This is a genomic window from Devosia sp. ZB163 (assembly GCF_028613635.1).
In the GTDB taxonomy this organism is placed as follows: domain Bacteria; phylum Pseudomonadota; class Alphaproteobacteria; order Rhizobiales; family Devosiaceae; genus Devosia_A.
The window spans coordinates 430,721-454,660 of sequence record NZ_JAQRMY010000003.1 but is presented as its reverse complement, the minus strand read 5'-3'; the positions used below and the strand labels follow the sequence as shown (position 1 = coordinate 454,660).

General features: G+C 67.1%; 19 protein-coding genes. 7 read left to right on the top strand and 12 right to left on the bottom strand.

The annotated features are described in order from the left end of the window. Positions 1-49: 49 nt before the first annotated feature. The 7 genes from PRN20_RS16080 to PRN20_RS16050 form a co-directional block, all read right to left on the bottom strand. Entirely contained in the window at positions 50-1,654 is a 1,605-nt protein-coding gene (locus PRN20_RS16080; RefSeq protein WP_443112586.1) for an arylsulfatase, read from the bottom strand. Then, complete coding sequence (locus PRN20_RS16075; protein ID WP_273958557.1) at positions 1,572-1,757, bottom strand: hypothetical protein; 186 nt, start codon at positions 1,755-1,757, stop codon at positions 1,572-1,574. The genes PRN20_RS16080 and PRN20_RS16075 overlap by 83 nt, the downstream gene beginning before the upstream one ends. 229 nt (positions 1,758-1,986) lie before the next feature. Beyond that, positions 1,987-2,208, bottom strand: a complete 222-nt coding sequence (locus PRN20_RS16070; protein ID WP_273958556.1) for a hypothetical protein — start codon at positions 2,206-2,208, stop codon at positions 1,987-1,989. Positions 2,209-2,361: 153 nt separating this feature from the next. Then, entirely contained in the window at positions 2,362-4,398 is a 2,037-nt protein-coding gene (gene pbpC, locus PRN20_RS16065) for a penicillin-binding protein 1C (RefSeq protein ID WP_273958555.1), read from the bottom strand. 137 nt (positions 4,399-4,535) lie between these two features. Beyond that, the gene (locus tag PRN20_RS16060; RefSeq protein WP_273958554.1) at positions 4,536-10,019 is read right to left on the bottom strand and encodes an alpha-2-macroglobulin family protein; all 5,484 of its coding nucleotides are present in this window, start codon (positions 10,017-10,019) and stop codon (positions 4,536-4,538) included. A gap of 128 nt (positions 10,020-10,147) precedes the next feature. Continuing rightward, positions 10,148-11,356: a CmpA/NrtA family ABC transporter substrate-binding protein gene (locus PRN20_RS16055; protein WP_273958553.1), complete on the bottom strand. Its 1,209-nt coding sequence runs from the start codon at positions 11,354-11,356 to the stop codon at positions 10,148-10,150. 3 nt (positions 11,357-11,359) lie between these two features. Next, positions 11,360-11,956, bottom strand: coding sequence for an ANTAR domain-containing response regulator (locus PRN20_RS16050; protein WP_273958552.1), 597 nt, complete (start codon positions 11,954-11,956; stop codon positions 11,360-11,362). Between the two features lie 140 nt (positions 11,957-12,096). Between PRN20_RS16050 and PRN20_RS16045 the strand changes: the two genes are divergently transcribed. From PRN20_RS16045 to PRN20_RS16025, 5 genes are all read left to right on the top strand, one after another. Then, positions 12,097-13,245: an ROK family transcriptional regulator gene (locus PRN20_RS16045; RefSeq protein WP_273958551.1), complete on the top strand. Its 1,149-nt coding sequence runs from the start codon at positions 12,097-12,099 to the stop codon at positions 13,243-13,245. Then, positions 13,242-14,012: an ATP-binding cassette domain-containing protein gene (locus PRN20_RS16040; protein ID WP_273958550.1), complete on the top strand. Its 771-nt coding sequence runs from the start codon at positions 13,242-13,244 to the stop codon at positions 14,010-14,012. Before PRN20_RS16045 ends, PRN20_RS16040 begins: the two co-directional genes overlap by 4 nt. Positions 14,013-14,052: 40 nt before the next feature. After that, the gene (locus tag PRN20_RS16035) at positions 14,053-15,093 is read left to right on the top strand and encodes a sugar ABC transporter substrate-binding protein (protein WP_273958549.1); all 1,041 of its coding nucleotides are present in this window, start codon (positions 14,053-14,055) and stop codon (positions 15,091-15,093) included. Positions 15,094-15,373: 280 nt separating this feature from the next. Continuing rightward, on the top strand, positions 15,374-16,369 hold the full coding sequence (locus PRN20_RS16030) for an ABC transporter permease (RefSeq protein WP_273958548.1): 996 nt from the start codon (positions 15,374-15,376) through the stop codon (positions 16,367-16,369). Beyond that, positions 16,366-17,142: an SDR family oxidoreductase gene (locus tag PRN20_RS16025; RefSeq protein ID WP_273958547.1), complete on the top strand. Its 777-nt coding sequence runs from the start codon at positions 16,366-16,368 to the stop codon at positions 17,140-17,142. Before PRN20_RS16030 ends, PRN20_RS16025 begins: the two co-directional genes overlap by 4 nt. Positions 17,143-17,155: 13 nt before the next feature. Here PRN20_RS16025 and PRN20_RS16020 read toward each other — a convergent pair whose 3' ends face one another. The 5 genes from PRN20_RS16020 to PRN20_RS16000 all read right to left on the bottom strand — a co-directional run bounded on the left by PRN20_RS16020 (position 17,156) and on the right by PRN20_RS16000 (position 22,259). Beyond that, entirely contained in the window at positions 17,156-17,788 is a 633-nt protein-coding gene (locus PRN20_RS16020; protein ID WP_273958546.1) for a GNAT family N-acetyltransferase, read from the bottom strand. After that, a complete protein-coding gene (locus PRN20_RS16015) occupies positions 17,778-19,259 on the bottom strand; it encodes a beta-N-acetylglucosaminidase domain-containing protein (protein WP_273958545.1) in 1,482 nt (493 codons plus the stop codon). Before PRN20_RS16015 ends, PRN20_RS16020 begins: the two co-directional genes overlap by 11 nt. Before the next feature lie 3 nt (positions 19,260-19,262). Continuing rightward, complete coding sequence (locus tag PRN20_RS16010; RefSeq protein ID WP_273958544.1) at positions 19,263-20,102, bottom strand: carbohydrate ABC transporter permease; 840 nt, start codon at positions 20,100-20,102, stop codon at positions 19,263-19,265. Continuing rightward, positions 20,086-20,916 (bottom strand): carbohydrate ABC transporter permease, encoded by an 831-nt coding sequence (locus PRN20_RS16005; protein ID WP_273958543.1) that lies wholly within the window; start codon positions 20,914-20,916, stop codon positions 20,086-20,088. Before PRN20_RS16005 ends, PRN20_RS16010 begins: the two co-directional genes overlap by 17 nt. 77 nt (positions 20,917-20,993) lie before the next feature. Beyond that, positions 20,994-22,259, bottom strand: coding sequence for an ABC transporter substrate-binding protein (locus PRN20_RS16000; RefSeq protein WP_273958542.1), 1,266 nt, complete (start codon positions 22,257-22,259; stop codon positions 20,994-20,996). A gap of 196 nt (positions 22,260-22,455) precedes the next feature. On the opposite strand from PRN20_RS16000, the gene PRN20_RS15995 reads away from it, so the two are divergent. Beyond that, positions 22,456-23,190, top strand: a complete 735-nt coding sequence (locus PRN20_RS15995) for a GntR family transcriptional regulator (RefSeq protein ID WP_273958541.1) — start codon at positions 22,456-22,458, stop codon at positions 23,188-23,190. Between the two features lie 4 nt (positions 23,191-23,194). Further along, complete coding sequence (locus PRN20_RS15990) at positions 23,195-23,935, top strand: SIS domain-containing protein (protein ID WP_273958540.1); 741 nt, start codon at positions 23,195-23,197, stop codon at positions 23,933-23,935. Positions 23,936-23,940 lie beyond the last annotated feature (5 nt).

Here is a 23,940-nt window from a genome sequence, read left to right as displayed (position 1 = left end):
CGTAATGGGGAGGAGCGGCGGAGGCCTACCCGCCGCTCCGAGAGGGCGCTTACTTCGGTCCGCCGCCGGTCGCGCCTTCGAGTTGCTTGTGGGCTCGTTCTGCCTGGGCCATGACGTCGTCGAGCGAGAAACTCGAGGGCTTCTGCCGGATCGGGAACTCCTGGAACGTCTTGAGGAAGTCCGCGACGATCGCCTGGGCCGGCACGACCACGAACATGCGGTCGCCCTTCCACTTGCCATAAAAGATCGAGGTGTCGGCCCGCTCGAACGGATCGGACCGCAGGTTGTAGAGGTCCGGGAACCTGAGGTTCACGAACGGCCGCTCCCAGGCACCGAAGCCTTCCGCCTCCTGAAGCATGAAATGCACCTTCCACGGGCCGATGCGGATGGCCATGAGGTCACCATCATCGCTCCAGTACATGATGCCCTTGCGCGGATTTTCCTTCGCCTCGCCCTTGATCAGGGGCAGCATGTTGTAGCCGTCGAGATGGACCTTGAAGGTCTTGCTGCCGACCTTGTGCCCCTTCCTGCACTTGGCGACGATGTCGGGGTCCCCCGCGGCCGCGACCAGCGTGGGCAACATGTCCATGTGCGCGAAGATCTCGTTGGAGACGACACCCTTGGGCAGCACGCCGGGCCAGCGGATCGCGCAGGGCACGCGCCAGCCGCCCTCCCAGTTCGTGTCCTTCTCGCCGCGGAACGGTGTGCTCCCGCCGTCGGGCCAGCTCATCACCTCGGCGCCGTTGTCGGTGGAGTACATGACGATCGTGTTGTCGGCGATGCCGAGCTCATCGAGGAAGTCGAGCAGCCGCCCGACATGCCCGTCATGCTCCACCATGCCGTCCGGATAGGTCCCGAGGCCGGTCTTGCCCTGGGACTCCTTCTTCAGGTGCGTCCACACGTGCATGCGGGTGGAGTTCCACCAGCAGAAGAAAGGTTTGCCGTCGGCATTCGCCTTCTTCATGAACTTGAGGCTCGCGTCGAGGAACTCCTCGTCCACCGTTTCCATCCGCTTGGTGTTCAGCGGCCCGGTATCCTCGATCTTCTGCGAGCCGTCCGCGTTGGCCCACGAATGGAGCACCCCGCGCGGCCCGAACTTCTTCTTGAACTCCGGGTCCTTGGGGTAATCCGGGTTCTCCGGCTCTTCCTCCGCGTTGAGGTGGTAGAGATTGCCGAAGAACTCGTCGAACCCATGCACCGTAGGCAGGAACTCGTCGCGATCGCCCAGGTGGTTCTTGCCGAACTGGCCGGTCACATAGCCCAGCGGCTTCAGCAGCTCCGCGATCGTCGGATCCTCGGGCCTCAGCCCCAGGTCGGCGCCCGGCAGCCCCACCTTGGTAAGGCCGGTGCGGATCGGGTTCTGGCCCGTGATGAAGGCGGCCCGGCCGGCGGTGCAGCTCTGCTGTCCATACCAGTCGGTGAACATTACGCCTTCCTTGGCCACGCGGTCGATGTTCGGGGTCCGGTACCCCATGATCCCGTGATTGTAGGCGCTGATGTTGAACCAGCCGATGTCGTCGCCCCAGATGATCAGGATGTTTGGCTTGTCGGTCTTGGCCATCGGTTCCTCCTCAGTTGGTCGCGCGATCGAGTTCGCTGGGTCTGTCGGCCGCTGGCGTCGTTTCCGCCGGGGCGCCCTGCCCTCGCTCGTCAGTTGAGGCCGCCACCCGCTCTTCTGCCTTGCGGCCTCGGTCGCGGCCGGCAGCGGCCATGCGCATCAGTTCGCGATAGTCGGGGACCGAGCAGCAGGCCAGCATCAGCGGTCTCGCCGCACGCGCACGGGCCGATAGGCCGGCGCCTGCGCTCCGAACAGCCCACCGCGGGCGTCGGGTATCCCTAGCCACGCCTTGGTGATGCGTACGGGCGCGCGGTCGGGCTTCGAGCCCCGGATAAGGGCCGTGAACTTGTCGTGGAACCAAGGCATGGCGAGAGTCCTCTCGAGGTGGCCGTGAGGAAGCCGGAACGGTAACACCCTGTCGTGCGGCCTCAGCCCCTTGTCGGGCGGTCGCACTGTCCCTTGCGGTAGTCGGTGACGAGGCACGCGACCTGCACGATCCTGGCATCGTCCCGAACCGCCACCTGCCCCGCCGGAACGGGAAGCATCGGGGACAGCGCCAGGGCAACTCCCAGGACAGCCAGTCGGCCGAACATCGAAACGGGCGTCACCCGCGATAGGGCAAGCGCCGGATTGGATGTTGGTCTGTGCATGAATGCTCACCCGTTTGATCCGCCACGCGGGGGCGCGGCGGCAGAAGTGGTGTGAGGCAGTGCCGACACTGACCGCCAGAGCTTGCCGAATGCTGAGCCCCGCGCGGCGGATTCGAATAGATTGCGCGCCAAATACGAGTAGCCGCCGGACGGCTAGTCGAGGAACACCTTCACGCTGTCCGAGCGCCCCTCGGCGTCCACCACCGAAAGCGTCACGAAGCCCGGCCCATCGGGCCGCCAGCTCTCCTGCCGGGCAAAGGCCGAGCGTCCGAACGGCGCCCCGTTGGCAAAGAAGGTGAAGGGCGGCACGCCGTTGCGCACCTTGACGATCAGCGGCACGCTGTCGCCCGACGCGATGCCGAGATCGACGTCCACGCCGTCCTCGGGATAGGCGATTTCCGGCGCCGCATCGCGCTTCACCTTCTGCTCGTCGGGGTGCCGGAAACGCTTCAGCGGATTGGGCAGCTCCGAGTTCGAGGCAAAGATCACCCCGCGCGGCGCCTCGCGGAGCGGCACCGTGGTGCGGCTCAGCCGGTCGAAGCTCTCGAACAGGATCGGCGCCGCCGCCGAAATGCCGGTGATCCCCGGCACCGCCGAATTGTCCGGCCGCCCGACCCACACCCCGATCACGGTCTTGCCGTCGAAGCCGACGGCCCAGGCGTCGCGATAGCCGTAGGACGTCCCCGTCTTGTAGGCGATCCGCCCCGCCGAGCCATTGAGCGGCGGCGGCACGTCGGCGAGAACATTGGCCACATACCAGGCCGCCACCGGGTCGAGCACCGGCGCCGGCACGGCCTCCTCCGTGGGCGGCGGCTGCACGCCGTCGCGCAGCACCACCGGCGAGCCGCCACGCGCGATCGCCGCATAGATCGAGACCAGGTCGCGCAACGTCACGCCCACGCCGCCGAGGCCGACCGCAAGGCTCGGCGCCGTATCCACCGGCAGCAGCGGCTTGGCATGCGCCCGCTTCATCCGGGCCACGAGCCGGGCCGGCCCGACCGCGTCGAGCACCACGATCGCCGGGATGTTGAGCGACTCCGTCAGCGCCTGCCGGATCGTCACCGTGCCTCGGTTGAAGCCGTCGAAATTGACCGGCACGTAGCCGTTGAACGCCGTCGGCCGGTCCTCGATCAGGCTCTCGGGATGCGCCATCCCCAGTTCGAACGCCAGCCCGTAGATCAGCGGTTTCAGCGTCGAGCCGGGCGAGCGCACCGCCGACGTCATGTCGACGAAGCCGTCGCTCTCGCTGTTGAACAGCCCGGCCGATCCCACCGAAGCAAGAATGTTCCCGCTCGCCTGATCGGCAACCACGATCGCCACCGAAAGCTTCGAGCCCAGCTGCGCCGCCCGGTCCGCCCCGAGCTTTTCGAGCGCCGCCTGCAGTCGCCGGTCGACGGTCAACTCGATCTCGCGCGCATTGGGCCGCGCCTTCACGGCCTGCTCGGCGAGATGGGCGGCATGCATCGGAAACTCGCGCCGCATCGTCGGCACCGGCTCGAGCCGCGAAATCTCGGCTTCCTCGGCGCTGATCACGCCCTGCGCCACCATCCGGTCGAGTACCCGGTCGCGCGCCGCCAGCGCTGCCTTGGAGTCGCGATCCGGCCGCCGCGCTTCGGGCGATTGCGGCAGAGCCACCAGCAGGGCGCTCTCGGCCGTCGTCAGCCGGTTCGGCTCCTTGCCGAAATAGGCGAGGCTCGCCGCCCGGATACCCTCGATATTGCCGCCATAGGGCGCCAGCGTCAGGTAGAGCGTCAGGATCTCGTCCTTGCTGAGCCGCCCTTCCAGCATGTCGGCATGCACCATCTGCCGGATCTTGCCGCCCAGGTTCCGCGTCGGCTCACGCTCCAGGAGGCGCGCCACCTGCATCGTCAGCGTCGAACCGCCCGAAACGATCTGCCCGCCAGCGCCCGCATATTGCAGCGCGGCGCGCACCATGGCGCTCCACTCGATCCCGTGGTGCTCGGCGAAATGCTGGTCCTCATAGGCCAGCAGCATGTCGAGGAAGCGCCGGTCGACGTCCGCAATCGTCACCGGCAGCCGCCAGCGCCCGCCATCGGTGGTGAAGGGCCGCAACAGCAGTCCCGCCTTGTCGACCACCGCCTTCGATACCGGCAGCGTCGCGATCGCCGGCGGCGCCGGAATGGTCTCCCGGATGTCGCGCAGCACGGCGAGACCGTACTGGCCCGCCATCAGCCCGCTCCATGCGAGGAGCACCAACCCCGCAGCGAGGAACCCCGGCACAAGTCGCCGGCGTCGCGCCCCCTCTCCTCGCTGGAGAGAGGGCTGGGGTGCGGGGGAGCCCTCCGCACCGGCTTTGCCGCCCATCGTCACGGCCCGGTCGGGCCGATCTCGATCGAGCCCGCACTGGTGTTGGCGCGCAGATCAGGACGATACATGTCCTCGACCGTCGCTCCCGGCATCACGAACGTCCCCGGCGACACGGCGCGGACCAGGTAGGCCGCGGTGACGCTCGAGATATCCGACGTGAACCGATAGGCCGCGACGAACTGGTCGGTCCGCGACTCCACGTGCGTCGGCTGGTCCACCGTCAGCCAGCTGAGATCGGCAACCCCCGAACCCTGCAGCAGGTTGGGGTTCTCGATCTCGAACCCGGCCGGCAGCGGATCGGCGATCACGTACTGGCCCGAACCCAGCCGCGTCGGCTGCGCCGTCAGCACCACCACGAACCGGTCGTTCTGGCGCACCGCCGAGAAGTCGGCCGGCTCGCCGGTCACGGTGTAGTAGTCCCGCGTGAGCGTGAAGCCGTTCTCGCTCGGCGTCGGCGGTTCGGCCGGGATGGCCGTGGTGGTCACCTTCATGTCGGTCGGCTGGTTGCCGTTGTTGGTCACCTCGACGGTCAGCCCGTCGAAATGCTCCTGGTCATACCGGCGGTACGGCGAACCGGTCAGCGCCTCGCCGTCGATGGCGAGGGACCCATCTGCGGCCGACTGGCCGAGTGCCGAAGCGGCAACCAGCGTCCAGGCGTCTTCCTGGGTCGACGTCCAACGCTCGCGATCACGCATATTGGCGAGCTTGGTCGTCAGCTCCGCGATGTCCACGCCCGACGGCTTGAACTCCGCCGCAAGCGCCAGCACGCCGGCCGTATCACGCAGCAGGCTGCCGTAGTCGCCACGGTACTTGTAGCGCTCCTCGGCCACGCCGAGGCCCTCGACCGCCGCCGCAAAGGCGGTCGCCGCGCGCGTCCGGTCGCCATAGAGGGCGAGCGCCGCACCTAGCTGGGCCTTGGCCAGCGGCGAGCCGAAGTTGTTCAGCCGTGCCTCGAGATAGTAGCGCAGGTCGCCGATGGCGGCCCGGCCGGCCCGGGCGAGATCGTAGAGCGCGAACGCCACGTCCTCGCCGCCCAGCGAGAAGTCGGCCGCGTAGGACACCTGGTTGCTCAGGTTGTCCAGCGCCCGCGACATCGCCAGCTCCGGCACCTCGTACCCGGCCGCCTTGGCGCGGATCAGGAACTCGCTGACATAGGAGTCGAGCCACAGGTCGGTCGTCGAATACGGATCCCACAGCCCGAAGCCGCCACTCGACGTCTGCTTGCTGAGCAGGTTCCTGATGGCATCGCGGATGCGCTGGTCGAGTTCGGCATCGGTGCCGATCCCCACCATCGAGGCGACCTCGTTGAGATAGAGTAGTGGCAGTGCCCGGCTCGAAATCTGCTCGGCACAGCCATAGGGGTAACGGTCGAGCGCCAGCAGGATGCCCGGCACGTCGAGACGTGCGATCGGGCCCAGCGCCAGCGTTACTTCGCCTGTGTGCGGCACCATGCCGTCGAACAGGCTGCCGTCGAGCGTCACTGTCTCGCCCACGGCGAGCGGGATCAGCTGGCTCGTCGTCTGCGGGGCACTTGCCGCGCGGACGCCGAGCGTCAGTTCCTTCACCTGCGCATCGCCGTTCGGCGCCCGCACGGTCACGGTGAGCTTGTTGTCGCCGATCCCCGTGCCGGTGAGCTTGAGGTCGAGCCCCGCCCTGTCGCCGACGCCAAGCTCGATCGTGCTCTCAAGCGCATCCGTCGAGAGCCCCTCCCCGGTATCGAGCGACACCGTATAGGTGCCCGGTTGGCCGGCGATATTGGTCACCTCGACGAGCAGCCGCGACGTATCCCCATAGCGGAGGAACCGCGGCGGGCTCAGGTTCACCACCACCGGATCACGGACGACAACGTCGGCCGAAGCATGGCCGACGGCCTTCGCCGACCAGGCCATGGCCATCAGCCGGACGGTGCCGTTGAAGTCCGGCATGTCGAAGCTGACTGTGGCCGTGCCGTCCGGACCAACTTCCACGATGCCCGAATGGAGCGCCACCAGTACGGTCGTCGCCGGCGGCGTGCCGAGGCGCGACGCGCCTTCGTCACCACCGACGCGCAACGCGCCGGGCGTGCCCTGCATCGGATCGATCAACTGGCCGTAGAGGTCGCGGAACTCCATGCCGAGCTGGCGCTGGCCGAAGAAGTAGCCGTCGGGATCCGGCACCTGGAACTTGGTGAGGTTGAGGATGCCGAGGTCCACCGCCGCGACGGCCACATAGGCCTTGTCGCCCGGCTGCACGTTGGCCAGCTTCACCGTGGTGCTGAAGGCCTGCCGCGGCAATGCCGTCTCAGGGGCCTCGAGCGCCATGTCGAGCTTGAGGTCACCCGGATCCACATCGGCAAAGGCGACACCGAGCGCCCGCGCCGGCATGCGCTTGGCTTCAGCGCTCGCCGGCCGGTAGAGCATGGCCGTCACATAGGCGCCCGGCCCCCAGTCATCGGTGACCGGCAGCTCGACCGAGGCCCCGCCCTCCGGCACTTCGACCGCCTTCATGTCGATGATGCGGTCGTCGACCACCATCACCAGCGCAGTGCCCGCAAACTGCGGATCGAGTTTCAGCACCGCCGTCTCGCCCGAGCGATAGGCCGGCTTGTCGAGCGCAACCGACAGCGTATCCGGCGTGTCCGAACCCACCTGCGGGTAGTAGTAGCCCGCATAGAACTCGTAGCTCGTCGACGTGGCGCCCTCGCCCGTGCTCGACACTTCGAGCCGGTAGAGACCCCAGTCGACAGCCGCGGAGATGGCCGCGGGCCCGGAAGCGGTCGTGTCCACCGTCCCGTTCGCCACCTCGCGCGTCGTGGTGATGGCTTCCCACTTCCACACGCCGCTGTTGCGATACCACTGGTAGTTGGTCTCGACGCGCGACAGGCTCCACTCGAGCCCGGCCTTGTCGATCTGGGCGCCGTCAGGCGCCACCGCGATCACGTCAAAGACCGCCTGGCTGCCCTCGGTCAGCCCGTCCGCCGACTCGAAGCGCGGCTTGACGCCGATACGATCGGTCGTCGCCAGCACCGGTCGGCTGAGGCTGCGCTCGACGGCGCGGCCATTGGAGTCGACCAGCCGCATGATGAGCTGGGCCTCGAGCGGCTTGGTCGTCGCCTGCGGCTCGCTCACCACCACTTCGGCAGTGGCATTGCCGTCCGCATCGGTCGTACCGACCACGCCCAGCGGCTCACGCGACGTCTGGAACGGATCATCGAGCCGGCCGAACGTATAGCCCGCAAAGCCCGGCAGCGAGCTCACCGGACGCAGCACTGCGTCGGCCTCGATCGCAAGATCCGGCGCCGTCGCGCCATAGAGATACTTGGCTGCAACCGTGACCGGGGTCACCTCGCCGGTGACGATCGGCTCGTCCGCAGCACTGATCTCGAAGGCCAGGCGCTCCGGCTCGAAGTCCTCGACGAGGAAGCCGACCGTGGTCAGCGCCGAAGCCTTGGGATCGGCATAGAGCCGGATCGACCACGAGCCGCGCATCGCCTCGGGCGCAAGGTCGATGGCCTGGAAATAGCCGCCCGCGCCACCGTCATTGATCACCTGCGTCTCGTCGATCACCGCGTCCGGCCGCTGCACCTGCATGGTCAACGGCAGGTCCGTGACCGCCTTGGCCTTGATGTCGCGCAGGATCGCCGTCAGGAACACGGTCTCGCCCGGCCGGTATACACCGCGCTCGGTGGTCGCGAAGACATCGAGCGGCCCGGGTGACGGACGCCCTTCGACGCCGCGATCGGTGAGGTCGAACGCCGACTTCGACACATCGAGGAAGGCGTAGTCGCCACCACCCGTCTCGGCCACGACCAGCTGCGGCGCACGTCCGCCCTCGCCGCGGGCGAGGCCCGGCGCAAAGTCGGCCCGCCCTTCGGCGTCGGTCGTCGCTTCGCCGAGGATCTCGTTGTTCACCGCAACGAGCCGGACCTTGGCATTCGCCACCGGCTGCGCGCTCGTCAGCGAGCGCACGAAGGCATGGACGCCGTCGTCTCCCGACACCGTCGTCAGCCCGAGATCGGTGACGATGAACCACTGCGTCGCCATCTCGCGCCAGTATTCCTGCTGGCTGCTGCTCACCTTGGCGGTCACCACGTAGGCACCCGGCTGCAGCTGCTGGATCGCCTCGCTGACCGGAATGGCCGTCACCGTCATCGCATTGGGCGCGCCCTGCGCGAGGTCGACCGACCCCTCCCAGGTCTTCTCGCCATAGCTGTTGGCCACGTCCTCGGCCGAATAGCCGTCGAGCGTGCGCTGGAAGATGCCGTTGCGCACAGCCGTCGCAATGTTGCGATCGCCGATCCGGTAGATCACTACGTCGGCGCTCTTGGCATTGATCGAGGTGATCGGCAGCCCGCCACCGAGCCCGGCCGGCATGACGTATGCGTTGTTGGCAAAGCCGACGAAAGGCGCGCGATCGGGCACATAGAGATCGAGCTCCACGTCCGAACGCAGCTGCTCGCCATTGGCCGAGGGCAGCCCGGCACGCAGCCGGATATGGTAGCGCCGGCCGTGCTCGACGCCGGTCACGCAGATCTGGCTCTGGTCGCTCTCGATGGCGACGGTCGGCGCGTTGTCGACCACGACATAGCTCGACAGGTCCGTGTCACCGGCCGGCAGCGGATCGGAGAATACCGCGCAGATCCGCGGCTCGGCCGCCTCGGCATCCACCTGGTTCGAGGTCACGCGGAAGCCGTGCTCAGCCACCACCTTGTCGAGACGGGCCTGCAGCACGGTATCGTCGATGAGCCCGACGCTGGCGCGATAAGCAGCGATCGACTCGCGCCACATCTCGCGCCGTTCGAGCGCCTTGCCCAGCACCCCGAGCGCTGCCGCCTTCTCCTGCGGCGTCTCGGACAGCATAAAGGCATTGAGCGCCGCGTACGAGCCGTTCACCGCCAGATCATACGTGCCGTTGCCAGCCGCCGCCTCGATATCGGCCCGCGCTTCGCCCTCGGCCGCAAGCTTCAGCCACAGCGCCGGATCGTTGCGGTTGATCGCCAGCGCCTGGCGGTACGACACCATCGCCGCGGACGGATTCGACTGTGCCGATGCCTCGTCGCCCGAAGCGACCAGGTCGTCATAGGTTACGCCCGGCGGGGGCGCATCGGTCTGCGGCAGGCCATTGGCGTAGTAGCGCGCCGAGTCGAGCAGGTCCTGCGCCGGGAACGGCAGCTCCCCCAGCCGCTGCTGGTTGATTTCGTCACGCGTCGGCGTGAACTCGACACGACCCGAGGTCGCGCCCTCGAAGGCCGCCTCGGTGCCGACATCGCCCTTGAGGAAGCACCACTTGGCGCTCTCGTTGAAGGTGAAGGCCCGGCACAGCCGGTCCTCCGTGCACGCCGCCTCGCAGGCGTCGAGCGATACGTCCTTCTTCACCGAATAGTCGAAGCCGGGCAGGTCCGTCCCGGGCAGCAGCGTGATGCTGCGCTCCTGGGCCGCTACCGGACTGAGGGAGAGAAACGCGGTCGCCACAAGCCAAAAGGCGGACCGAACAAGCCGCTTCATAACCCTCACCCCTGAATCTGTCCTGGACGCTGTCCTACCCTAAGATGAACGGGCCTGAACAACAAATGAATGAAGGCCTGTCAGTAGCTTAACGAAGCGTCACCCGGCCGCCCCGAGCCGGGACGCCGCTACCGGCGCTGCGCCGCGATGTACGCATCCAACGCCGCCGGATCGAACACCTGCCCGTCGAAGAACCCATCCGGCCCGATGACCAGCGTCCCGCCCGTCGCCGCCACCTCGGTCGGCTCCGCCAACAGCCCCTCGATCTTGCTGTCGGCCACCGGTGTCGGCACCCCAAGCGGGACCAGCGCCGAGCGGTACACATCCGGCCGGAACGTCGCCGCCGCCGCCCGCGCCCGATCGGCGCTGTGCTCGACCTCGCCCCAGCGCACCATCTGGCTGTAGAACCACAGCGCCTGGCTGGTCCACGGGAAGTTGGCCGCCCCCGCATAGGGCACGAAGCTGTTCGGCACGGTCACCGCCACGCCGGCACCGACATCGAACCGGCCGGTAAGCGAGGGGCTGATCACCTCCCCCGGCAGGTCCAGGTACTGCGGCGCCGACAGGATCGCGGCCGCCTCCGCATGGTTGGCCGGCTCGCCGCACCAGCGCGCCGCGTGATGCACAGCACGGATCAACCCGGCGACGAGTTCGCTGTTGGCCTCCGCCCAGGCCGCCCGCATGCCGATCACCTTGTCCGGGCTGTTGCGCCAGATGGCAGCCTTCACCGTCGCGATGTGTCCGCCTTCGCGCTTCACCCCCACCGTGTTCCAGGGCTCGCCCACGCAATAGCCGTCGATCCCGCCTGCCCCCAGCGCGTCCGGCAGGTAGGGCGGCGGCAGCACCACGATCTCGACGTCCCGGTCTGGCACGATGCCGCTCGCCGACAGCCAGTAGCGCAACTCGTAATTGTGCGGCGAGGTCTGGTGCACCACGCCGAAGCGCAGCTTGCGTTCATGCGAACGCACCACTTTCGCCAGCGCGGCTCCCACCGGCCCCGCCTCGAGCGTCGCCGGCGCTCCCGCTTCGGCCATCCGCGCCCAGAGGTCGGCGCTCACCGTCACGCCGTTGCCGCCCAGCCCCAGCGTCATCGGCGCGATCATCGGCGCCGACAGCGGGTTGAGCCCCAGCGTCGCCGCGATCGGCATGGGCGCCAGCATCTGGGCGAAATCGAAATGCCCCAGCGCCGCCCGGTCACGAATGTTCGCCCAGGAGGTCTCGCGCATCAGCAGCAGGTCCATCCCCTCGTTTGCCGCAAACCCCTTCTCCCGCGCCAGTACCAGCAGCACGCTGTCGAAGAGGGGCAGGAAACCGGCGGTCAGTGGCGTAAGGGACATGGCTTATTCCTTCGGGCCGAGCAGGCTGTCGGCCGTAACGAGGTTCTGGGCAATTTCGATGATGCGGCGGCCCTGGTTCATGGCCGTCTTGCGCAGCAGCGCATAGGCCTCGGCCTCCTGCAGCCCGCGCGTCCTGATCAGGATCGCCTTGGCCTGCTCGATGACCTTGCGATCCTCGAGCTCGCTGCGCGCCTGCTCCAGCTCGCGCGTGAGCCGGGCGAAGGCATTGAAGCGGCTGACGGCCATGTCGAGGATGGGCTTCACCCGCTCCTTCTTCAGGCCGTCGACGACATAGGCGGAAACCCCCGCCTCGACTGCCGCCTCGATCTGGGCGGAGTCGGACCGGTCGACGAACATGGCGATCGGCTTCTTGAGCGCGCGGCTCAGCGTGAAGAAATGTTCGAGCCGGTCGCGATTGGGGTTCTCGAGGTCGATCACCACCACGTCGGGCGCCTCGCGCTCGATCACGCGCGCCACCTCGTTGATCTCGTGCACCACGGTGACGCGCGTATGCCCCGCCTCGCGCAGCCCCTCCTCGATGATCGTGGCGCGGATGCGGTTTTCGTCGATGACGAGGATCGAGAGGTCTGCTGCCGGCATGACCGACTAATCGCCACGTTCCGAAGGCGTACGCAAGCACTGTCGCCTGCAACCCAGCATCGCAGTCGCGGGCCATTTTTGAATTCCATTTGACTTAATAAATCCGCGGGTTCAGTCTGCCCCCGCTCGGGAGGGACGCCTTGGGCCTGAGAGGGACGAACCAGGAATTCGGCCGGCCATACAACCGGCGCATCGTGCTCGAAGCGATCCGCTCGGGTGGCCCCACCACGCGCGGCCGCATCGCAGCCGAGGTCGGGCTCACTGTCCAGACCGTCTCCACCATCATCCGCGAGCTCGAGGAACAGGGCTATATCCTCGCCAATCGCGAGGAACCGCGCGGCCGCGGCCTGCCACCCACGACGCTGCGCATCAATCCCGAGGGTGGCTACGCCATCGGCGTCTACATCACCCCGCTGGGCATCGATGCGGCACTGATCAACCTCGCCGGCGACGTCATCGGCAGCACGCATCGCAGCGCCACCCGCGCCACGCCGGACGAGGCCTTCACCCTGATCCGCGCCATGGTCGACGAGCTGCGCGCAATGCGGCACGGCGCCCGCATGCTCGGCGTCGGCCTGTCGCTGCCCGGCCCGTTCGGTGTCGCGTCGATGAGCTTCGTCGGCCCCACCACCATGGTCGGCTGGGGCAACGTGCAGCTGCGTGAGCGGCTTGCCGAAGTCACCGGGCTGCCCGCCTTCATCGAGTCCGACATGGCTGCCGCCGCGCTCGGCGAGCGGCTCTACGGCCGGGGCGCCGAGTTCGCCGATTTCTACTACCTGTTCATCGGCGTCGGGCTCGGCGGCATCATGGTGCATGATGGCGTGGCGCTGCGCGGCGCCTGGGGCAATGCCAGCGAGATCAGCCATATCCCCTTGGTCCCAGGCGGCGAACTCTGCCCCTGCGGTAATCGCGGCTGCCTCGAGCGCTACATCTCGCTCGATGCCTTCGCCCGCCGCGGGCTCGGCGAGGCCGACTGGGTCAACGAGATCCGCCCGCTGCTGCACGCCGCGCTCATCACCATCGAGAACCTGTTCGATCCGGAAACGGTGATCCTGGGCGGCCTCGCCCATGCCGGCCTCGTCGACGAACTGGTGCGCGCCGCAACCGATCTGCCCAACTCCGTCTCCGCCCGCAGCGACCGCAAGGTGCCGCGGCTCATCGTTTCGAAGGGCGGCCCGCACACCGTGCTGCGCGGCGCCGCTGCGCTCGCCGTCACCGGCGTCCTCTCCCCCCGCTTCGGCCAACTCTTCGCACCAGGCCGCGACCAGACAAAGGGCATCGCCGCATGACCAGCTTCGCGCCCCTGCTCGTCCTCGAGGATATCCGGAAGAACTTCGGCGCCATCGAAGCGCTGAAAGGCATCAGCTTTACCATCGGCAAGGGCGAGGTAGTGGCGCTCCTCGGCGACAACGGCGCCGGCAAGTCGACGCTGGTGAAGATCATTTCGGGCGGCCTCGAACCCACCTCCGGCCGCATGCTCTTCGAGGGCCGCGAGTTCCTCGCCAAATCGCCGGCCGAGGCCAAGGCGGCGGGTATCGAGACCGTCTACCAGGACCTCTCGCTCGCCACCAATGTCGACGTCGTCGCCAACTTCTTCATGGGCCGCGAACTGACGCGCCGGGTGCTCGGCATCCCCGTCCTCGACGAGAAGGCCATGGAGGCCGTGGTGGCCAAGGCGCTCGCCAATGCCGGAACGAGGATCCCCTCGCTGCGCACCAAGGTCGAGCATCTCTCGGGCGGCCAGCGCCAGGCCATCGAGCTCAACCGGTTCGTCCACTGGGGCGGCAAGCTCGTCCTGCTCGACGAGCCCTTCGCCGCCCTCGGCGTCGAACAGACGCGCCGCGGCCTCGACATGATCCGCGCCGTCGCCAACCAGGGCATCGGCGTCGTCATCATCACCCACATCATGCAGCAGGCCTTCCAGGTCGCCGACCGGATCGTGGTGATCCGCCAGGGCGTCGTGGCCGGCGACGTTGCCCGAAAGGATACGAGCCCCGATGCGGTGGTCAGGATGATCACCGGGGAAACCCTCGCCGCTGCCGGAGCGGCAGGCTGAGGGGCAGTAACAGGGAATCCGGCAAACAGGAGCGAACGAAATGAAGCGAATACTCCTATCCGTCTTCGGCGTTCTGGCGGTGGCCTTTGCCATGCTGACGCCGGCCTTCGCCCAGACCAAGGGCACGGTCTACTACCTCGTGCCGACGCTGCTCGACGAATTCCAGACCGGCTCGGTCTCGGCCCTCGAGACCTTCCTCAAGCAGGTCGGCTACGAGGTGAAGACGCTCAACGCCGACAACAAGACCGACATGCAGCAGAGCCAGATGAACGACGTCATCGCGCTCAAGCCCGCTGCGATCGTCCTCGCCGCCGTCGACTTCAACGCCCTCAAGCCCTCGATCGAGGCGGCAATGGCCGCCGGCATCCCGGTGGTCGAGTTTGACCGCCAGATCACCTCGACCCCCTCGGCCTTCACTTCGGTCGCCGGCACCGTCGAGATTGGCTACATCGCCGCCGAGCAGGCCGAAAAGCTGCTGACTGCGAAGCACGGCTCGCCCAAGGGCAAGATCCTGCAGATCCTCGGCGATCCGGGCGACCCGTACACGCTCGACATCCAGAAGGGCTTCGAGGAGAAGATGGCCGCGTTCCCGGACGTGAAGATCATCTCCGTGCCGGCCATGCAGTGGGAAGCCAGCAACGCCGGCACCATCGCCGCTGACCAGCTCGTCGCCAATCCCGACATCGACCTCATCTTCAGCCACGCCGCCCACCTCTCGGTCGCGGTCGTCGCCGCGCTCGAAGCGGCCGGCAAGCAGCCTGGCGACATCATGCTGATGAGCTCGAACGGCGCCCCGGTCGGCCTCGACCTGATCCGCAAGGGCTGGCTCAACGTCGAAGTCGAGCAGCCGCTCTACGCCCAGGCCGCCGCCGTCGCCGCCTTCATGGACAAGATCGTCAACAAGGCCGAGATCGCACCCGGCCAGTACGACATCATCGGCCTCGACGGCACCGTCACCACCGAAGCCTGGGGCCCCAACATCAAGCTCCCGGGCGCCGCCATCGACAAATCCAACGTCGATGACCCCAAGTTCTGGGGCAACCTCAAGCCGCCGACCGACACGGTGAAGTCGATCGAGTAGCCACTGCTGGTGCCACATCGTCCCCTCTCCCCTTGGGGGAGAGGGTCAGGGTGAGGGGGCGCCAAGCACACCGCCCCTCCCTCCCCCTTGTGGGGAGGGTAGTGGAGCTGGGAGCGGTAGCGACGTAGCGGAACTAGGGTGGGGGTAGACTCACACTCGATCCGACCTGCCGCCCACCCCACCCAGCTTCGCTAGGTCGCGATGCGACCAAGCTACGCTACCCCTCCCCATCAAGGGGAGGGAGACCGACTGAGACATCGCAACCGAGCCATCCACGAGCATGACCCCACGCACCCGCCGCACTCTCGAGTTCATCCTCGATAACCTCGTCTGGTTCATGCTGCTCGCCATCCTTGCGGCATTCTCGCTGTTCATCCCGAACTACTTCCAGCTCGGCATATTCGCCAACATCATCGAGGCCTCGAGCGTCCTCGGCGTCATGTCGATCGGGCTCGCGCTCGTCATCATCGCCGGACACATGGACCTCTCGGTCGAGTCCGTCGCCGCGCTCAGCGCCATGACTGTGGGCATTCTCTTCTGCTCGGCCGGCATCGGCATGGGCATCACGCTCGAGCCCGCCTGGATCATGGTCCCGGTCTCGCTGTTCCTCGGCATGCTGGCCGGCGGCATCGTCGGCGCCATCAACGGCTTCCTCATCGTCAAGCTGCGGATGAACGCCTTCATCGTCACGCTGGCGAGCTACATCTGGGTGCGCGGCATCGTGCTCGCCGTGTCGGGCGGGCGCTCGGCCCAGGACCTCGCCCCCGCCATCCGCTGGTTCGGCATCCAGCGCCTGCTCGGCCTGCCGCTGACCGCGTGGATCGCCATCTTCTGCTTCGTGGCTTTCTCGTTCGTGATGGCCAAGACCCCGTTCGGCCGCCATCTCATCATGATCGGTGGCAACGAGAACGCCACCTATCGCGCCGGCATCAAGGTGAACCGCATCCTCGTCATCACCTTCATCCTCGCCGGCGCCATCGCCGGCCTCTCGGGCTGGCTGCTCGCCATCCGCACCTCCGGCGCCACCGCCAACCTCGGCACCGGCATGCTGTTCAACGCCTTCGCCGCCGTCGTCATCGGCGGCGTGAGCCTCAAGGGCGGCGTCGGCGCCCTGCCCGGCGTCTATGCCGGCGTGCTCCTTCTTTCCTCGATCAACACCGCCATCAACCTGATGGGGGTCCAGGCCAATTTCACCCAGGTGATCCATGGCCTGCTCGTCCTCGCCGCGGTGCTGCTCGATGCCCTGAAACTCAGACTGAGGCAGAAACTCGCATGACCGGACGTCTTGAAGGCAAGGTCGCCATCGTCATCGGCGCGGCGCGCGGCATCGGCAAGGCCACCGCCCTCCGCTTCGTCGAGGAAGGCGCCCGCGTGATCGTCGCCGATACCGAGCGCGAGGCCGGTGCCGCCACCGCCGCCGAACTCGGCGCCACCTTCGCCTATGTCGATATCTCGAAGCTCGCCGACGCCGAAGCCGCCGTCGCCCTCGCCGTCGAGCGTTTCGGCCGGCTCGACATCATGGTCCAGAACGCCGGCATCTATCCCTGGCAGCTGCTCGAAGACACCTCGGTCGACGACTGGGATCGCGTCATGGGCGTGAACCTGCGCGGCAGCTTCATCGCCGCCCGCGCCGCCCTCGAGCCGATGAAGCGCCAGCGCTCGGGCCGCATCCTCTTCACCTCGTCGATCACCGGGCCGCACGTCACGAGCCCCGGCCACGGCCACTACTCGGCCACCAAGGCCGGCATCAACGGCCTGATCCGCGCCGCCGCCCTCGAGTTCTCCGGCTACGGCATCACCGTCAACGGCGTCGAGCCCGGCAACATCATGACCGAGGCCATGCAGTTCCATCGCTCGCCCGAGTTCATCAAGGGCATGGAGGACGCCATCCCGCTCGGCCGCCTCGGCAGCTCGCGCGACGTCGCCAACGCCTTCCTGTTCCTCGCCTCGGACGAAGCGGCCTACATCACCGGCACCACCATCGTCGTCGACGGCGGCCAACTGCTGCCCGAAGGCGCCGACTTCCGCATCATGCCGGACAGGCCATAGGCAGAAGGAGCTCCTAGAGCTCCTTCACCATGTACACCGCACCGCGCGGAACATCCCCGCCCGTCAGCCGCCTGAACCCGACCCGTTCGTAGAACGCCAGCGCGCCCGTATTGGTCGGGCTGACCGCCAGGTGCAGTCCCTTGGCGCCGGACGCGGCGATCGCCGCCGTCAGGTGATCCAGCGCCTTGCGCCCGAAGCCCCTGCCCTGCACCGTCTCCAGCAGGTCGATATGCCCGTGCGCCGGATAGGGACGCAGCGCCTCCAGATGCGTGAAGCTCGGGTAGTGGATGGCGCGGCGGGCCCAGTCGCTGCCCTGCCACTTCGCCTTGTCCGGCCCAGGATCGTCGAGCGTCCGCGCCACCTCGGGGAACCACTCCTCCGTCGCCCACTTGTCGTAGGCCTCGGTGTCGCTCACCCCCAGCACATAGCCGACGACCCCGTCCGGCCCGTCGATGACGAAGGCGAACTCGGGCGCGAATACCTGGTAGGGCACGGCATAGATCAGCCCGAGCAGCCGGGGATCGTCTTCCCGCGCCGTCGCGTCCTTCCCGGAGTCGCCCGTCTTGAGACAGACCATCTCCAGCGCCGGCCGGTCCGCTTCAGTCGCGTTCCTCAGCCGGTAGCCGTCACCAAGATCAACGTCCATGCCTATATCGCCCTCGCGCATCGCGCGGCAGCAGCTCCTGCACGGCGACGGTGAACCCAAGGCGGTAGAAGTTATAGATTCGGTCGCGATCGGGAAACTCGGCATGATCAGGCGGATCGCCCGCCAGCCAGTCGAGATAGGTGACCAGATGCGTCATCTCCTCCCGCGCCTCCCATAGATAGGGGTGGAAGGCATAGAACAGGTCGCGGTTCTCGAGTTCGGTCATGCGGTTGAACAGCTCGCGAACGCGGTCGCGCAGCCCCACCAGCGCGTCGTGTCCCTGCTGCCAGCTCTCGCTGCGCACGTCCGGCCGCCACTCGCTCATCAGCCGGCGCGCCGTCTGCAGCAGCCCCTCGACCTGCGGCCCGCACCGGAACGGCTGGTAGAACAGCTCGCAGAGCAGCCGGATTTCCTCCTCAGTCAGCGTCTCGGTCTGCCCGGTGAAGGCCAGCCGGAACCGCGGCTGCCAGGCCTTCAGCGCCACCGCGAATACCGCCGCCTCGTCATGCGAGCCGGACGCGAACGCCCCGGTCGATTGCACCGGCACGAAGTTCGCCTCGAACTCGTTGTTGGGGTTGGTGATGATCCCGCCGATCAGCGGCAGGATGTCGGCATGCCGCCCGCCGAGCGGGCCCGCATAGATGCGGCGGATGTCGTAGTCGTTGGCGTGGAAGTTCTCCCAGATCACGGGCTTGCGCCTCAGCACCCGGCCGACCTCGCGCAGGCTCTCGGCGCTGATCGTCTTCGAGACGATATCCGGCCCCGTCCAGAACACCCCGATCTCGGGATCGAGCTCGGCGCCGATGGTATTGAGATACTTCGAGCCCGGCACGTCGTGCCCTGCGAACGCCCCGCAATACTCGGTCGGGCAGAACAGCACCGTCGCCTGTGGCGCCCGCGCCCGCACATGCCGGAACGCCTCGTTGGCGAAATAGCTCTGCGCCGCCGCGAACGACGGGAAGGCCCTCTCGTCGCTCGGCATCATGGTCGGCGGGATGTCGTCGAACAGCAGTGCGAAATGCGTGATGCCGAGGTCCAGGAGCTGGTCGAGCCTGCGCTTCAGCGCCTCGAGGTCGCTTGCGTCCGAATAGACGACATCGAGACATGGGGCGATCGCCACCATGAAGTTGAGCTTGCGCGCACGTGCCGCCTCGACCAGCTCCCGGAGTGCTGCGGCTTCCGCCGCGTTGTAGAGTTCGCGCCAGCGCGCTCGGATCTTGATGTCGTCCTTGGGTCCGTAGACGAAGCTGTTCATCCCGGCATTGGCGATCCAGTCGAGCATCTCGACCCGCTGCGGATGCGTCCAGGCGCGGCCGTAGAAGCCCTCGATCACGCCCGAAAGAAACGCCGGCGTCGCCTTGACGGCCCCGCTGCCTCGCCGCTCGGGTTGATCCAGCAGCACCTCGAGCGACCAGCCGGAAAGGCCGGGCGGCGATGCCGTGACATTCGGAAAGTCGTGAACAGTTCCCATGGGTCAGTCCATCGCTGTTGCGGTCAGCCCGGCGATCACATGCCGTTGCAGGATGAAGTAGAGGATGAGGATCGGCACCGTGGTGATGGTCAGCGCCGCGAACACCAGCGAATAGTCGGTGCTGTGGTAACCCGAGAATCGCACCAGCCCGACCGGCAGGGTGCGCTGCGCGTCGTCGGTGATGAACAGCAGCGCGAACAGCAGCTCGTTCCAGACGCTGATCGTGTTGAGCACCACCATCGTCAGCATGGCCGGCCAGACCATCGGCACCGACACGTGCCAGAAGATCTCCCAGGTGTTGGCGCCATCGAGCCGCGCCGCTTCCTCCATGTCGGGTCGGATCGAGATGAAATAGGCCCGCATCAGGAACACGGTGAACGCCAGCTGCCACGCCGCCCCGGGCAGGATCAGCGCCCACGGCGTGTTGAGCAGGTGCATGTCGCGCAACTGCGTGAACAGCGCGATCGCGACCGAAGGCGGCGGCAGCAGCAACCCGATCAGCAGGATCCGGTACATGAGCTTCCGCCCCGGAAACTCGAGCCGCGTGAACGCGAACGCCGCCGCCGTCGCGAACAGCACGCACATGCTGACGGCAACGAGCGTCACGAACACCGAGTTGAGGTAGAGCGTCCCGAGCCCGCCGACATTCCAGGCTTCGATGAGGTTCTCCCAGCGCCACTGCGACGGCAGGGCGAACGGCGCCCGGAAGATCTCGCGGTTCGACTTGAACGACGAATAGACCATCCAGATCGCCGGATAGAACATCACCAGCACGATGACGCCGGCGGTGCCGAACTGCAGCCACTCGGCTGCGTTGCGTCGCCGTTCAGTAGCGCGTGACATTGCCGCGCTCCGAAATCTTGAGGTACGCGATCGAGATCAGCGACACGACCACCGTCAGCACCACCGTGAGCGCCACGCCATAGCCGATCTGGTTCTGGTCGAAGGCCTGCTTGATGATCCAGGTCGCCGGGACTTCCGTCGCCCCGAACGGCTGCCCGTTAGTCATGGTGAAGAACAGGTCGAACCCGGCAAAGCCGCCGGTCACCGCGAGGAGGATGCAGACGATGACGTTCTGTTTCAGCATCGGCAGCGTGATCGCGGTGAACTGCTGCACGCCATTGGCCCCATCGAGCCGCGCCGCCTCGTAGAGGTTGCGCGGAATGCGCCTGAGCGCCGCAAAGAAGATCACCATGTAGAAACCGGCATATTTCCAGCCCGAGACGATGCAGATGAAGAGCAGCGCCGTCTCCGGCTGCGCCAGCCACGGCTGCGCCCAGTCACCCAGCCCCACCGACCTCAGCGTCGAGTTGAGCAGCCCGGTGCGGTAGTCGAGCACGAACTTCCACAACACGCCCGCCGCCGACATCGAGAGCACCACCGGCGCGAAGAACATCCCGCGCATCAGCGAAAAGCCACGCCGGTCCGAGTTCAGCAGCACCGCCATCACCAGCCCGAACGTCACCTCGAAGATGAGCGTCGCGGCGATGTAGAAGACGACGTGGACGAACGACATGAGGAACGTCGGATCGGTCAGCGCCCGGGCGAAGTTGGCGAACCCGGCCCACCGCGGCGCGCTGAACCCGTCCCAGAACGTGAAAGCATAATAGACCGACGCGCCCAGCGGCAGCAGCACGAAGGTCGCGAACAGGAGCATCGCTGGCGCCGCGAACAACATGTTCGCGGCGCCGGTGCTGATTGGGGCCGAACGGTCTTGCAAAATACGGCGCCGGCTTACTGCTTGCCCATCGCGGCAAGCGTCTCGTCGAGCCAGACCAGCGCGTCCTTGGCGCTCTTTTCGCCCGACGCCGCAAACGCGGCGGCCTGGTAGAAGGCCTCGGCGACCGGCACCGGGTACTTGTTGTCCGGCGGCGGCACGATGCCCGAAGCGCCGCTCATCAGCGCCAGCATCGCCTGCGTCTGCTCGTCGAGCTTGGCCTTGTCGCTCACGCCTTGCACCGGGCTCATCTGCCCGCTCTCGGCCCACTTGACCTGGCTGGCTTCGGAGGTGAGGAACTTGAGGAACTTGATCGCCTCAGCCGGATGCTGCGCGTTCTTGTGGACGACGAGCCCGGTGATCGTGCCGATGACGCTGTTGGCCAGCGGGTGAGCCGGATCGATCGGCGGCGTGTTGAACTGGCTGTATTCGAAGCCTTCGTCGGCGAGGTTGCCCGTCTCCGACACCAGCCACGATCCGATCGGGTGCATCACGGCACCTTCCTGGAAGAACGTCGCCATCGCCGGATCGGCGCCCAGCGCCTGCATGTCCTTGTTGAACGCACCGACCTCGTGCAGGCCGACGAGCAGGTTCAGCGCCTTCTCGAACTCCGGCGTATTGAACGGCGCTTCCTGCTTGAAGGCGGCGACATAGGCGTCGGGCGGAACCACCATGGCGGCGATGTGGCCGGCCCAGTTGCCCAGCGGCCAGAATTCGTTGTTGCCCTCGACGATCGGCGTCTCGCCAGCCTCGGCCAGCGTCTTGTTGAGCGCGACGAACTCGTCCCAGGTCCTGGGCGGCGTCAGGTTGTGCTCGGCGAAGATCTTCTTGTTGTACCAGATGGTGTTGGTCAGATCGAGCGACAGCGGCACGAGGTACGGCTTGCCGTCGACCATGGTCCCGGCGCCATCAGTCCACACCGCGTCGGAGAAGCTTTCCTTCCAGCCGTCGGTGGCCATGGCTTCGCTGAGGTCATAGGCATAACCCGCCTCGACATCGCGCTGCACCGGATAGCCGGCCCATTCGAAGAAGATGTCCGGGACCTCGTTGCTCTTGAGCTGCGTGATCAGGCCCTGGTTGGAATACTGATCGTCGTCGAAGACGATTTCCTTGATCTTGATGTCGGGGTTGGCCGCCTCGAAATCGGCAATGATCGCATCGAGCGCCTCGCGGCTCGCGCCGCCGGTAATGGAGTGCGTGAACCGCACCTCGGTCTGCGCGATCGCCGCCGTGGTCAGCAGCAGCAATGCGGTGGCTGTCGCCAGCGTGAATCTCTTGGCCATCCTAGGTAACACCCTGTTTTCGCCCCAAATCCCTCGGCAGCTATCTCCCCTGCCAAACTGGTATGTTATTGGTTTAAACCAGTTTGTCTAGCACCGATAATAACAGCGACATTCCGCGCAACAGGCTTGCAAACACCAATCCAAAATCATACCAGTTGCCAAAAGATCAGGCACCCAACCAGTGTCCGGAGGACTCTTGGACTTCTACGCAGCGGTACTCGAAAGGATGGCGGCACAGCACGGCCCTCTGGGCGAGCGGCTACGCCATGCGCTGACCGCCGTGCTCGACTCGGGCGCCATTGCGCCCGGCGAATCGCTCCCTTCTGAGCGCGAGATGGCCGATGAACTGAACGTGTCGCGTTCCACTCTCCGGCAGGGGCTGAAGGAGCTCGCACAACAGGGCATCGTCGCCACGCGGCCGGGCGCCGGCACTGTGGTTGTCGGTCGTATCCCCAAGGCCCTTTCGCGCCTCTCCGGCTTCACCGAAGACATGCGCCTGCGCGGGCTCGAACCGACGTCCCGGGTGCTCGAGTGCTCCATCGGCCGGATCGGCGCCGATGCCGCTTTCCGCACGGGCCTGCCGCTTGGCTCGCCCATCCTCACGCTCGTTCGCCTGCGCCTCGCCGGCGGCGAGGCAATCGCGCTGGAGCGCGCCGTGGTTCCGGTCGAGGCCGTCGGCGCCGATTACGACGGCTCGGGCTCCCTCTACGAGCGGATGGATGCGCGCAACGCCCGCCCCCACCGCGTGCTGCAGAGCCTTTCTGCCACCGAGGCAGACGAAGCGCTCGCCGCCCACCTGGGCATCCGCCCGGGCGCCGCCGTGCTCGAGGTCGCGCAGCTCGGCTATGGCCAGACCGGCACGGTCGTCGAGGATGCAATGACCTGGTACCGCGGGGACCGTTACAAGTATGTCGGCGAAATCAGGGGCTAACGTCATGATCGACACCCCCCGCCAGCGCTACCGCAACCAGGTTGTCGGCATCATCGACCGCGTGCTGACAGAGCAGGTCGCCTCGCTCGACGCTGCCCGCGACGCCGTCGCCGCCGCGCTCGCCGCCGACCGGCTCATCTACGTGGCCGGCTCCGGACATTCGCACCTGATCGCCGAAGAAGTCTTCTACCGCGCCGGCGGTATCGCCGCTGCCCAGGCCATCCTCGATCCCGACCTCATGCTGCACCTGGGAGCCGAACGCTCCACCCTGCTCGAACGGGAGGAAGGCCGCGCCGAGCGCGTCCTGGCCGACTACCCCGTCGGGCCCGGCGACGTCGTCTTCATCGCCTCCAATTCCGGCCGCAACGCCTACCCCATCGAGATGGCTCTCGCCTGCAGGGCGCGCGGCGCCACGACGATCGCGCTCACCTCGATGCGCCACGCCGCCGCCATCACCTCCCGGCACGGCTCGGGCAAGCTCCTCTATCAGGTGACCGACCTCGTGCTCGACAACGGCGGCGAGTATGGCGATGCCGCCCTCGTCGTCGGCCACGAGCGACGCATGGGACCGACCTCGACCATTGCCGGGGTCTTCATCCTCAATACCGTCGTCGCCGAAGCCGTCGACAAGCTCGCGGCTGGCGGCGTGGAAGTCGATGTCTACCAGAGTGCCAACATGCAGGGCGCGGAAGCGGCTGCAGAAGAAATGATCCGCCGGTGGCAATCGCGGATCAGGGGGTTGTAGGGTCG